We start from the raw sequence: 12,114 nt of genomic DNA, 5'->3' as shown, positions 1-12,114 counted from the left end.
TGTGGTAATGACCCAAACGATAACGATTCGAGAGAAACATTTTACACTTCACCCAAGTGGCGCCATCTATTGGCATGAAGAAAATATGCTCTTAATTGCAGATGTCCATTTTGGAAAAGTGGCACATTTTAGAAAACATGGAGCTGCGGTTCCTCAAAAAGCTTCCGAAGAAAATTTTAGAAAACTAAATGTATTGGTCGACACCTATCAGCCTGGTACCATTTGTTTTTTAGGGGATTTGTTTCATAGTACTCTAAATAATTCTTGGAAGGATTTTACGCAATGGGTTAAATTTCAGAAGTCAGAGTTTATTTTAATTAGTGGAAATCACGACATCATTCCGAAGTATTTATTTGAAGAACTAGGAGTAATAGTATATGATGAATTACTACGTTCAGACTTCCTCCTCACCCATCACCCTATCGAAGACGAAAAACTTTTTAATCTTTCTGGTCATATTCATCCAGGAGTACGGTTGCAAGGTGTGGGACGGCAATACATAAAACTGCCGTGTTTTTTTAAAACTGAAAAGCAAATGATCTTACCCGCCTTTGGAAATTTTACTGGAAAATATATTTTAACTCCTACCTCCACCAACGAGGTTTTTGCAATTGCAGATGATGAAGTAATCTGTGTTTCAACCAATAGTTAATTTTAGTATCTTTAAAAAGGATATAAGACTAACAAACCTCACTCCATGAAAAAAACACTACAAATAGCCAATATTCTGGTTTTTGTTGCCACTGTCATTGTGAATTACGCTTCAAACACTGGTGCCATTAATAATACAACTATTGGTAAAGTTTCAGACACATTCGATTCACTTTTTACACCTGCGGGATATGCATTTTCTATCTGGGGTGTTATATATTTATTCTTACTGGGATTTGTAATCTACCAAAGTCGGAGTCTGTTCCGTTCGGTTAGAGACGATTCTTTTATTTTAAAAACAGGTTGGTGGTTCGTGCTGTCCTGTATCGCTAACATGTTATGGGTTGTCTTCTGGCTTTATGGATATATGGAGTTCTCGATTCTCGCCATGTTCGTCCTATTATTCAGCTTACTGGCGATTGTTCTTCGGAATAATATGGAACTTTTCGATGCGCGTTTTCCTGTTATTTGTTGTGTATGGTGGCCATTTGTAATATACAGCGGTTGGGTTACCGTTGCAAGTATTGCCAATGTAGCAGCCTATTTGGTAAGTATCGATTGGAACGGATGGGGAATTTCTGAAACTACTTGGACCATTGTAATGATATGTGTAGCTGGGGTTATTAATTTACTCATGGTTCGTCTTCGAAATATGCGCGAATTTGCATTGGTTGGTGCTTGGGCATTAATTGCTATTGCAGTAGCTAATTGGGAAACTAATACTACGATTGTCTACACAGCTATGAGTGTTGCACTCGTTCTTTTTGTGAGTAGCAGCATACATGCTTACAAGAATCGAAGTTTAAATCCAATAAACAAATTATACGAACATTTCGAAAGTATTAGCTAATGGAGAATCAACGGCATTTATTTGAGTTGGAAGATGCTGGAGTTTACCTTAATGGAGCTTACATGTCGCCACAATTAAAGTCTGTAGAAAAAATTGGGATCCAAGGACTTCAAAAAAAAACGAGTCCAAACCAGATCACAGCATCCGATTTCTTTGATGACCGATTGCTTTTAAAGAAGCGTTTCGCAAAATTGATCGATGCGGAAGATTACCAAAGTATCGCAATTATCCCATCGGTATCCTACGGAATAGCAACGGTTGCAAAGAACATCCCTTTTAAAAAAGGAGATGAGGTGGTGGTACTAGAAGAACAATTTCCGAGCAATGTATATACTTGGCGGGCTCTGGAAAAAGAAATAGGAATTAAGATCAAAACTATAAAAGTCCCATCACTAACTAACGGACGCAGCCAAAAATGGAATGATATACTTTTGGAAGCGATTACCTCAAAAACTAAATGTGTCGCAATTCCACACGTACATTGGGCTGACGGAAGTAAGTTTGACCTTAAAAAAATAAGAACGCGTACGAACGATATCGGCGCATATTTGATTATTGATGGAACCCAAAGTGTGGGCGCATTGCCTTTTTCGGTTGCTGAAATACAACCCGATGCCCTTATTTGTGGCGGATACAAATGGTTAATGGGTCCTTACGGCTTAGGAGTTGCTTATTTTGGAAAGCGATTTTATGAAGGAGCTCCGTTAGAAAACAACTGGATGAACCACGAATCGAGTGAAGATTTTTCGAAATTGGTACATTACAACGATACCTTTAAACCAAAAGCTGCTCGTTTCGATGTGGGTGAATCGAGTAATTTTATTTTAACTCCGATGCTTTCAGAAGCAATTCGCCAGCTTGTGGAATGGACCCCCCAAGCAATCCAGCAATATTGTAAAGACATTACAGAAGAAGCCGTAATACTGCTTCAGAAGAAAGGATATTTTATTGAAAATGCTCCATTTCGCGGACATCATTTATTCGGAATCTATCTTCCGAAGGGAAAAACTATGGAGGTCCTTCAGAAGAAAATTTCAGAAAAAAATATTCTCGTTTCCTATCGGGGAGATGCCATACGCGTATCGCCCAATGTGTATAATTTAAAGAAAGAGATGGAATTGTTTGTCTCATGTTTCGAATGAAAAAAATTCCCCTTATTTATCTCTTATTTGTGTTTCTTTCAAGCTGCAATACTACTCCAGAAGATAATGCGCTGAGTACGATTGAATTTGATTCTGAAACTTGGAAACAATTTGATGGAGATACATACCCTTTTCGGGAAACTATGTACGAAAATATACTGTATAATGATTCGATACGCGCATTATCTAAAAACGAAATTATCTCTCTTTTGGGGCAGCCAAATCGCACCAACGAAGATTTTCTATACTACCTCATTGCTGAAAAAAAACTTGGTTTTTGGGTTTTGCACACCAAAACACTTGTTTTTAAATTTAATGATACACAAAAGATAGAATGGATTAAGATACACGAATAATCCAACTAAGTTTAAAGTTCCCAATTACCATTTCTCGATTACTCGTGACATGCCAAAATTTATATACTGCATGCACATTACACCATACCTTTAATGTCGTTCCCCCACGTTGGGTAGGCAAAGATCATTCCTTTAATATTCTCACAGGTTAGTTTACCGCACATGGCAAGCACAAATAAATTAATCATTTCTCCCGCATGAGGAGCAATTATATGTGCACCTAGAATCAGGTTTCGTTCCTTATCACGAATGGTTTTATAGGCGTACGTTTCTTCGTTAAGCCGTTTTGTATTATACCATTCTGGAACACTTTTATATTCCACGATAATATCATATCCCTTTTCTTTGGCTTGAGCTTCGGTAAGTCCTATCGATGCAATCTGCGGCAATGTAAATACTACCGATGGTACTGGAGGGAAATCCATTTCTAACGTATTTCCTTTCCGAATATTTATAGAAACAACTCTTGCTTCTTGAGAAGATACTGGAGTTAAAGGTAGCGAACCACTGGCTGAAACATCCCCACAGGCGTATACATTTTCATTCGTAGTATTTTGAAGGTACTCATTAACAGAAATCCCACCTTTCTCAAAAGCTACATTTCCTTTTTCAAGATCGAGCATATCGATAGAAGGAACTCGACCGGCGGTATTAAATACCATGCGAGCCTTTACTGAATCTATTTTTCCTTTTTTCTGAAAAGAAACCCGGTAATTTTTCTGCAATTGTTCCACTTCTGAAACTTCTGCATTAAATATAAAATCGATTCCTAGTTCTTCTGAAGCTTTCGTAAGGTGCGCTACAATATCCCCTTCGAAGGGAGCTAATGGACGAGGACCAAATTCGATCATCGTTACTTTTACGCCACAACGTGCTGCTATGTGAGCGAATTCCATCCCAATATATCCGGCGCCAACAAAGATCATGCTTTCGGGGAGTTCGGGAAGTTCTAAAAAATCATCACTTTCTAATAAATGTTCACGTCCCGGAATTTTTAATTCCATAGGCTTTTGTCCCGTAGCGATTACAATTTTTTTTGCTTTAATTGTTTTTCCTTCTACCGACAATGTATTTTCATCTAAAAACTGTGGGGACTGATGGTACATGTCGATTCCCGCTTTTTTTAGTTTTTTTTCGGTTGCTGCGGGAACAGCTTCTGTAAATGTGGCTTTAAATTCTTGCACTGCTTTCCAGTTAATTTCAGGCACGGAGGTAATTCCTTTTCCTTTTAAATTCTTGGCAAAATGCATAGCTTCAGTAATACCCACTAATACTTTTTTAGGGTCGCAACCTCGGTTTGCACACGTACCACCAAACTCTCTATTGTCTGCAATAGCCACTGTCATGCCATCAGCGACACAATCGTATGCTACATTTTTTCCGGCCGTCCCGGTTCCTATTACAAAAACATCGTATTCTTTAATTCCCATAGTGTTGCCTACAAACGCAGGTATATTTTATACTCTTTGTATGATTTTAATAAATAGTTTTGATCACGCCACCGTCTACACGCAAAGCAGCTCCATTGGTAGCAGAAGCTAACGGGCTTACCACATATGCAACCATATTTGCTACCTCATCAGGATCTGCAAAACGTTGTATAATACTGGTAGGGCGTTCGGTATTAAAAAATTGTTTCTCCACTTCTTTTCTAGACTTTCCCTCATCCATTCCAGTCATGTTCTTTACGCCGTCGGACAAAGTAGGTCCAGGCAAGACACTATTAACCGTAACTCCCGTCCCTTTAGTAGTTTCAGCGATACCTCTTGAGATAGCTAATTGAGCAGTTTTACTCATTCCGTAATGAATCATTTCAACAGGAATATTCACCGCACTTTCGGAAGAAATAAAAACAATACGACCCCAGTCATTCTTTTTCATTTCAGGTAAAAAAGCTCTTGATAACCGTACTCCACTCATTACATTTACATCGTAGATCTGCTGCCAATCTTCATCTTTAATTTCTTCAAAGTCAATGTTTTTAAAGATCCCTACATTATTTACGAGAATATCAATCTTTTCTAGTTTTTCAATTAATTCTCCCACCGCTAATGCATTGGAAAAGTCGCATATCTCTCCATAAAATTTCCCATTAGAAACCTCTTTTTTCAACGATTTCAACGCTTTATTTACAGAGTCTTCACTTCGTCCGTTAATAGTAACAGTAGCACCTTCTTCTCCTAATCGTTTTGCAATCGCATATCCTATTCCTTTGGTAGAGCCACTTATAAAGGCTTTTTTATTTTTTAGTTTTAAATCCATCGACCGTCATTTTTCGTTTAGAATCGATCGCAATACAGTTGTGATCGAGGTTTTTTAATAATAAGAAAAAGAAAATTACATAGATCATTTGCGTGCCTACAGCTGCCCAATCTTCTTTAAGTCCAGAACCAAAAATTAGTAGTGTTATGAGAAATGTTGAAGTTACTACTGCGACTCTTGTTTTAAATCCAACGATTAAAAACAAACCCAATATCAATTCTATAAAAGGGAGTACGTAAGCGAACGGTGCTACGATAAATGTTGGAAGCAACGTTTCAGAAAATCCTTTGGTTAATCCTTCTGCAAAAGCTGTAAGTTTGGGAATTCGTACCAAACCGTGAACCAGAAGATTTACTCCTATCGCTATTCGGGCGACAATGAAAGCAAGCTGGTCGTTCGTATACTTTTTCATCTTTTAAAAATAGTCATTGCCTTTAGGGTTTTGTGTTAGGAAAATGATAAAACTGAAAGGGCTGCTTTAAAATTTTACAGGAAGCACTTATCTTTACAACCGAATGAAAAAATCTCTTATTACCTCTCTTTTTTCCCAGTCTTCGGAAACTCGAAAACTGCGGGAAGCTATTTCCAGTGCTGAACGTAAAACCTATGTAAGTGGTCTTGTAGGCTCTTCAGTTTCCTTGGTCCTGTCGGATGTTTTTAAAGCTGCTGAAGTTCCGTTTTTAGTCGTGTTAAATGATAAAGAAGAAGCTGCGTATCATTTAAACGATCTTGAACAACTATTGGGTGACGATAACGTCTTGTTCTATCCTGGCAGCTATCGCAGACCTTATCAGATCGAAGAAACCGACAACGCCAATGTGCTGCTTCGAAGTGAGGTGTTAAACCGAATTAATTCTCGAAAAAAACCGGCGCTTATTGTTACCTATCCCGAGGCACTTTTTGAAAAAGTCGTCACCAGAAAGGAGTTAGAGAAAAACACACTTAAGTTAAAAGTTGGTGAACAGGTTTCGATCGATTTTGTGAACGAGGTACTTTTTGAGTATAAATTTAAGCGTACCGATTTTGTAACCGAACCAGGAGAATTTTCAGTGCGTGGGGGAATTCTCGATGTGTATTCTTTCAGTAATGACGAGCCGTATCGAATTGAGTTCTTTGGTGATGAAGTTGATAGCATTCGAACGTTCGATGTGGAAACACAATTGTCTTCAGAACAACTAAAGAAAATATCGATCATTCCCAATGTAGAGAATAAGCGTATGGACGAACGACGGGAAAGTTTTCTGAAATACATCGCAGCAAAAACAGTGATTGTGCTTAAAAATGAAGAGCTTTTAAGCAGCAGTATTGACAAACTCTTCAAAAAAGCGACCGATGCCTTTCACAATGCTTCAGGGGAAGTGCAACAAAGCGAACCTGCCGAATTATTTTGTACGTCACAATTGCTTCAGAAGCAACTTACAGAATTCACTTCTGTATATCTTCAGAATAAACCATCATCGTCTCATAGCAATATTGCGTTTAATACAAAGCCACAGCCTTCATTTAATAAGCAATTCAATTTACTTATTGAAGATCTTAATACAAATGCAGAAGATGGATACACCAATTATATTTTTTGCAGCAGCGATCAACAAGCAAAACGGTTTCACGATATATTTGAAGATGCAGAACAACACGTAACGCAGTTCGAAACTGTTGTATTCCCTTTGTTTCAAGGATTTATCGATGACAACCAAAAACATGTTTGTTATACCGACCACCAGATCTTTGAGCGGTATCATAAATTTAAACTAAAGAACGGGTACGCAAAAAAACAGGCGATCACTTTAAAAGAACTTACCAATTTAGAGGTGGGGGATTACGTGACGCACATCGATCATGGAATTGGAAAATTTGGTGGCTTGCAAAAAATTGAAGTTGAAGGAAAAATGCAAGAAGCGATCAAATTATTTTACGGCGATCGCGATATTTTGTACCTCAGCATTCATTCGCTTCACAAGATTTCAAAATTTAATGGAAAAGATGGCTCGGTTCCCAAGATCTACAAATTAGGAAGTGCCGCTTGGAAAAAATTAAAACAAAAAACAAAAACTCGGGTTAAAGAGATCGCTTTTAACCTCATAGAATTATACGCCAAACGTCGTTTGCAAAAAGGATTTGCTTACGATCCCGATAGTTATTTGCAAGCCGAATTAGAGTCTTCTTTTATGTACGAAGACACGCCAGACCAATCGACCGCTACCGAAGATGTAAAACGGGATATGGAGAATGAGCGACCTATGGATCGCCTAGTGTGTGGAGATGTAGGGTTTGGAAAAACCGAAGTTGCCGTTCGGGCTGCGTTTAAAGCGGTAGACAATGGGAAGCAGGTTGCCGTTTTAGTACCAACAACCATTCTGGCCTTCCAGCATCATAAAACATTTAGTGAGCGTCTCGAAGGAATGCCGGTAAACGTAGATTATTTAAATCGGTTTAGGACTGCCAAAGAACGTCGCAGCGTACTGGAAAACCTAAAAAACGGCAAGCTCGATATCGTAATTGGAACCCATCAATTAGTGAACAAATCGGTCGAATTTAAGGATCTGGGGCTGCTTATTATTGATGAAGAACAGAAGTTTGGAGTGGCGGTAAAAGACAAGTTAAAGACGATAAAAGAAAATGTAGACACGCTTACTTTAACGGCGACGCCAATTCCTAGAACGCTTCAGTTTAGTTTAATGGCAGCAAGAGATCTTTCGGTTATAACTACACCACCTCCCAATCGGTATCCGGTAGAAACACATGTTATTCGGTTTGGAGAAGAAGTAATTCGGGATGCCATACGGTATGAAATTTCACGCGGAGGGCAAGCCTTTTTTGTTCATAACCGAATTGAAAATATTAAAGAAGTTGCCGGAATGATACAGCGTTTGGTACCCGATGCAAAAATAGGAATTGGGCATGGACAAATGGAAGGAAAGAAACTAGAACAACTCATGCTTGGTTTTATGAATAATGAATTCGATGTTCTAGTCTCAACCACGATTATTGAAAGCGGGCTAGACGTGCCCAATGCGAATACCATTTTTATTAATAACGCGAATAATTTCGGACTTTCAGATCTACACCAAATGCGGGGTCGAGTGGGTCGAAGTAACAAGAAAGCATTCTGCTATTTTATCACGCCTCCGTACAGCGCAATGACCGATGATGCCCGAAAACGTATTACGGCTTTGGAGCAATTTAGTGAATTGGGAAGTGGATTAAATATTGCGATGAAAGACCTTGAAATTCGTGGTGCTGGTGACTTGTTAGGGGGAGAACAAAGTGGATTTATTAATGAAATTGGTTTCGATACGTATCAAAAAATTCTAGCTGAAGCCATTGAAGAGCTAAAAGAGAAAGAATTTAAAGATCTGTATGCTGAAGATGAAGCGCGTAAAGGTGATAAGAAATTTGTAAAAGAAACGGTAATCGACACCGATTTCGAACTCTTATTCCCAGACGACTACGTGAACAATATTACCGAACGTCTTAACCTCTACACTAAATTAAATAGCATTGAAAACGAGGAACAACTTCAGAAATTTGAAAAAGAACTCATAGATCGTTTTGGAGAAATTCCCGAACCTGCAGTAGATCTGTTAAACAGTGTGCGCATTAAATGGATTGCCATTGCAATGGGACTTGAACGTGTTATTATGAAAAAAGGACGATTTGTTGGGTATTTTGTAAGTGACCAACAAAGTGACTTTTATCAGAGCCATGCATTTACCCAAGTGTTACAGTTTGTACAGTCTAACTCCTCTACAGTAAAAATTAAAGAGAAACAAACCCGCAACGGATTGCGCCTTTTACTTACCATAGATAAAATCACATCGGTAGATCGAGCGTTCTCTATATTGGAAAAATTTTCGGCTTAATTCTTGTAAAAAAGAATGTGTACTTTTAACCTTCAAACAAACCCAATGCGTTATGTTTAAAAAATTACTACTCCTCTCAATTTTATTACCTTTTACCAGCGTCGCCCAAAAAACCATCAAAGGAAATTTTGCGGTCGATAACGGATATAAATTCGGAATCCTTTACCGCATTGCACCCGATAATGTATTCTATCTCGCAGATTCGAACGTGACACCCGAAGGAGATTTTAAATTAACCCTAGAAGATGATATAGTACCAGGCATGTACCGTTTGGTATATAACTTGCCACAAGATCAACATTTTTTCGATTTTTTACTCGACGGAAAAGAAGATGTAGCATTTAACTTTTCGGCAGATAAGAACGTTACATTTATTACTTCGGAAGCCAATAAGGTTTATACGACATACCGAAATCAATTAAATGAATATGAAACATCTTGGGAGGAGCTATTTGCTTCAGAAGAGGTGAAAAACAAAGAGCTTTCTAAATTTCTGAAAGAACGCACAAAATGGTACAATGAAACACTCAAGCAATCTGAAGGAACTGCCGCTGCTCCGTTTATAAAAGCTACACAACCCTTACTTACTGAAAAATTTACAACAAAAGAAGCCTATCTTTCCGAAGCAAAAGAAGCTTATTTTTCAAACTTCAATTTTAGAGATGCAACGCTTCAAAATTCGGGAATTCCTTTAGAGCAATCCTTAAAATATATCTTCAATTTTGTGGATGAAGCCGATTTAAAAGCTTCTTATAATAAAAATATTGATGCTCTTGCGAAGGTTATTCAACCAGCAGAAATTACATACCAAAAACACTTGTTAACCAGCATTTGGGATTTTATGGTGGTAAACGAATTGCCCGATGAGGCTAATTACCTAGCTGAGAATTACCTCATTCCAATTGCTAAAACGAGCACCGACCCTGCTTTGGCAAATGAGTTAGAATTGTATAGAAATCTTTCATTAGGAGCGGTCGCACCAGATTTTTCATGGACCGAAGATATTAATGGGAAAACAGTTTCTAAAACATTGCGCACACTCGATGAAGCTGATAATTACATCATCGTTTTTTGGAGTGCTTTGTGCTCACATTGTTTAAGTGAAGTGCCAAAGCTCCATAAAGAAATGGCTACTCAACCAGAAGGCACTTTTAAAGTGATTGCTGTGGGAATCGAAGATGAAAAATACGATTGGCAAAATACCATTTTAGAAATGCCCGACTTCGCACACGTTTTGGGATTAGGAAAATGGGAAAATGAAATTGGGAACAAATACGATGTTTCTTCTACGCCAACGTATTTCGTTTTAGATAAAGACAAGAAGATCGTTGCAAAACCAGAGACGTATGAAACGTTGTTGGAGGTTATTGATCAGGTTAAGATGTGAGCGATATACTCTTGTTGGCAACAAGCTTGAAAAAAAAACGTTTTAATATAAATCCTTAATATTATGAAAACAATAAATCGTATAATTTATTCAATAATTGGATTATTTATAATTGTAAGTTGTAATAGCGACGATCAAGAGAGCGTACCTTATTATCAATTGAATGAACAGGACAAAAATTTAATTATAAATTACAATTATCAGAAAGACCAAATCATTACTTACGAAAATGAAGATGGCGAACATTTAAACTTTAAAGTTGTATCTAATAGTGAAGAAAAATACGGTAAATATGCTCCTGGTGGTTTCGGGGGAGGTAGCTCTTTACTCCATCATTACGACAGCAGAATAATAAGATTTGAAATTTTGGAAAATCAAGATTATGAAGAATTTGGAATAGTCAACTATGTTTTTTCAAAGAATAATGACGTTTTAACAAACGGAATAAATTTTCCCTTATGGAATGTTTTTAATTCATCTATAATTGATGAAAGTCAAAACCCAATTAATATTTTTATGAATGAATTTAATAATTCCAATAAAATGCAAATGAATATTAATAATCATTCGTTTGAAAGAGTGGTAGTTATAGAAAGCGGTAGCAATGAACTATTTTTAAATTCATCGTATGGTACTTTACCTTTAAATGTAAATAAAGTTTATTATGATTACGATTTTGGAATAATTAGATTTGATGACATAGATGGAAAAGAATGGGAAGTAATCTATCCCGAATAAAGCCAGTTGCCAAAAACGTATAAAAAAAAATAGGGCACTTGGTGCTTAACCTAATGTTTTTCGTGCTTTTCGAGATCGCTAAATCTTTTAATTTGGCTTATTGAAAAAAAAGATAATAAGAAAAATTAAACTTGTGTTCAACCGAATGGTTCGTGCGTTTTTTCCGCCCTACTGTTCTTATACAAATCCGCTGCCTATAACTAAAACACCATAAATTCATGAGAATAATTCTTTTAATCGGAATTCTTTTTTGCTCGACAATTTTGGCCTGTGGAAAAAACAATGATGACCGATTTATTTTTTTTCTTCATAACCGGTTTTTAGAAGAACATTCCTTAAATGAACTACATCCCGAATTCGGACGGACTCAATACAACGAAATTATCGAAGAATTTAGAAAAAATGGATGTAAGGTACTAAGTGAAAAACGGAATGGAAATGTCAACGCAAGAGAATACGCTATCGAAATTATAACTCAAATTGATAGCTTACTAAAAAACGGAACTGAGCCGAATAAAATCACTGTGGTTGGAACTTCAAAAGGTGGATACATTGCTCAATATGTTTCAACGTTAGCAAATAATCCAGATTTAAATTTTGTGTTTATTGCTAGTTTCAGAAATAGTGATATCGAAACTATTCCCGAAATAAATTACTGCGGAAATATTTTAACCATTTATGAAAAAACAGATCCGTTTGGCGTTTCCGCAGTAGAACGAAAAAACACTTCGAGCTGTGAGATTGTACATTTTAAAGAAATTGAATTAAACACAGGAATGGGACACGGATTTTTATTCAAACCTTTAAAGGAATGGGTAGAACCAACACTAAAATGGGCAAACGGAAATTACAAATTGTGAAGCAT

Annotated in this window: 11 protein-coding genes; 8 read left to right on the top strand and 3 right to left on the bottom strand. The window is 37.1% G+C overall.

Annotated elements, in window-relative coordinates:
* The first annotated feature begins 7 nt into the window (after positions 1 to 7).
* Genes pdeM through ULVI_RS06615 form a run of 4 tightly spaced genes read left to right on the top strand, consistent with a single transcriptional unit; the run spans position 8 to position 2,999 of the window.
* Positions 8 to 652, top strand: coding sequence for a ligase-associated DNA damage response endonuclease PdeM (gene pdeM, locus ULVI_RS06630; protein WP_068591426.1), 645 nt, complete (start codon positions 8 to 10; stop codon positions 650 to 652).
* 45 nt (positions 653 to 697) lie between these two features.
* On the top strand, positions 698 to 1,501 hold the full coding sequence (locus ULVI_RS06625) for a hypothetical protein (RefSeq protein WP_068590952.1): 804 nt from the start codon (positions 698 to 700) through the stop codon (positions 1,499 to 1,501).
* Entirely contained in the window at positions 1,501 to 2,643 is a 1,143-nt protein-coding gene (locus ULVI_RS06620; RefSeq protein WP_068590950.1) for an aminotransferase class V-fold PLP-dependent enzyme, read from the top strand. Before ULVI_RS06625 ends, ULVI_RS06620 begins: the two co-directional genes overlap by 1 nt.
* Positions 2,640 to 2,999 (top strand): hypothetical protein, encoded by a 360-nt coding sequence (locus ULVI_RS06615; RefSeq protein WP_068590948.1) that lies wholly within the window; start codon positions 2,640 to 2,642, stop codon positions 2,997 to 2,999. Before ULVI_RS06620 ends, ULVI_RS06615 begins: the two co-directional genes overlap by 4 nt.
* A gap of 77 nt (positions 3,000 to 3,076) precedes the next feature.
* On the opposite strand, the gene ULVI_RS06610 is transcribed toward ULVI_RS06615, so the two are convergent.
* Genes ULVI_RS06610 through ULVI_RS06600 form a run of 3 tightly spaced genes read right to left on the bottom strand, consistent with a single transcriptional unit; the run spans position 3,077 to position 5,673 of the window.
* Positions 3,077 to 4,429, bottom strand: a complete 1,353-nt coding sequence (locus ULVI_RS06610) for a dihydrolipoyl dehydrogenase family protein (protein WP_068590946.1) — start codon at positions 4,427 to 4,429, stop codon at positions 3,077 to 3,079.
* 46 nt (positions 4,430 to 4,475) lie between these two features.
* Positions 4,476 to 5,261 carry an SDR family NAD(P)-dependent oxidoreductase gene (locus ULVI_RS06605; protein WP_068590945.1) on the bottom strand — a complete coding sequence of 262 codons (786 nt, stop codon included), beginning with the start codon at positions 5,259 to 5,261 and terminating at the stop codon, positions 4,476 to 4,478.
* Positions 5,239 to 5,673: a DoxX family protein gene (locus ULVI_RS06600; RefSeq protein WP_068590943.1), complete on the bottom strand. Its 435-nt coding sequence runs from the start codon at positions 5,671 to 5,673 to the stop codon at positions 5,239 to 5,241. The genes ULVI_RS06605 and ULVI_RS06600 overlap by 23 nt, the downstream gene beginning before the upstream one ends.
* A gap of 103 nt (positions 5,674 to 5,776) precedes the next feature.
* Between ULVI_RS06600 and mfd the strand changes: the two genes are divergently transcribed.
* The 4 genes from mfd to ULVI_RS06580 all read left to right on the top strand — a co-directional run bounded on the left by mfd (position 5,777) and on the right by ULVI_RS06580 (position 12,109).
* Positions 5,777 to 9,124, top strand: a complete 3,348-nt coding sequence (gene mfd, locus ULVI_RS06595) for a transcription-repair coupling factor (RefSeq protein WP_068590940.1) — start codon at positions 5,777 to 5,779, stop codon at positions 9,122 to 9,124.
* 52 nt (positions 9,125 to 9,176) lie between these two features.
* The gene (locus ULVI_RS06590; RefSeq protein ID WP_068590938.1) at positions 9,177 to 10,511 is read left to right on the top strand and encodes a TlpA family protein disulfide reductase; all 1,335 of its coding nucleotides are present in this window, start codon (positions 9,177 to 9,179) and stop codon (positions 10,509 to 10,511) included.
* 63 nt (positions 10,512 to 10,574) lie between these two features.
* Positions 10,575 to 11,249 (top strand): hypothetical protein, encoded by a 675-nt coding sequence (locus ULVI_RS06585; RefSeq protein ID WP_068590936.1) that lies wholly within the window; start codon positions 10,575 to 10,577, stop codon positions 11,247 to 11,249.
* A 218-nt stretch (positions 11,250 to 11,467) separates the two neighbouring features.
* The gene (locus ULVI_RS06580) at positions 11,468 to 12,109 is read left to right on the top strand and encodes an alpha/beta hydrolase (RefSeq protein WP_068590934.1); all 642 of its coding nucleotides are present in this window, start codon (positions 11,468 to 11,470) and stop codon (positions 12,107 to 12,109) included.
* The last annotated feature ends 5 nt before the right edge of the window (positions 12,110 to 12,114 follow it).

Source organism: Cochleicola gelatinilyticus (assembly GCF_001637325.1).
Classification (GTDB): Bacteria; Bacteroidota; Bacteroidia; order Flavobacteriales; family Flavobacteriaceae; genus Cochleicola; species Cochleicola gelatinilyticus.
Note: the sequence above shows the minus strand (reverse complement) of the source record. Positions and strands in the feature narration are given on the sequence as shown.

What these genes read in the sequence shown, in the direction of transcription:
- ULVI_RS06625 (WP_068590952.1), top strand. Translation starts at nt 698, where the DNA reads ATGAAAAAAACACTACAAATAGCCAATATTCTGGTTTTTGTTGCCACT.
- ULVI_RS06605 (WP_068590945.1), bottom strand. Translation starts at nt 5,261, where the DNA reads ATGGATTTAAAACTAAAAAATAAAAAAGCCTTTATAAGTGGCTCTACC.
- mfd (WP_068590940.1), top strand. Translation starts at nt 5,777, where the DNA reads ATGAAAAAATCTCTTATTACCTCTCTTTTTTCCCAGTCTTCGGAAACT.
- ULVI_RS06580 (WP_068590934.1), top strand. Translation starts at nt 11,468, where the DNA reads ATGAGAATAATTCTTTTAATCGGAATTCTTTTTTGCTCGACAATTTTG.
- ULVI_RS06600 (WP_068590943.1), bottom strand. Translation starts at nt 5,673, where the DNA reads ATGAAAAAGTATACGAACGACCAGCTTGCTTTCATTGTCGCCCGAATA.
- ULVI_RS06620 (WP_068590950.1), top strand. Translation starts at nt 1,501, where the DNA reads ATGGAGAATCAACGGCATTTATTTGAGTTGGAAGATGCTGGAGTTTAC.
- ULVI_RS06610 (WP_068590946.1), bottom strand. Translation starts at nt 4,429, where the DNA reads ATGGGAATTAAAGAATACGATGTTTTTGTAATAGGAACCGGGACGGCC.
- ULVI_RS06585 (WP_068590936.1), top strand. Translation starts at nt 10,575, where the DNA reads ATGAAAACAATAAATCGTATAATTTATTCAATAATTGGATTATTTATA.
- ULVI_RS06615 (WP_068590948.1), top strand. Translation starts at nt 2,640, where the DNA reads ATGAAAAAAATTCCCCTTATTTATCTCTTATTTGTGTTTCTTTCAAGC.
- ULVI_RS06590 (WP_068590938.1), top strand. Translation starts at nt 9,177, where the DNA reads ATGTTTAAAAAATTACTACTCCTCTCAATTTTATTACCTTTTACCAGC.
- pdeM (WP_068591426.1), top strand. Translation starts at nt 8, where the DNA reads ATGACCCAAACGATAACGATTCGAGAGAAACATTTTACACTTCACCCA.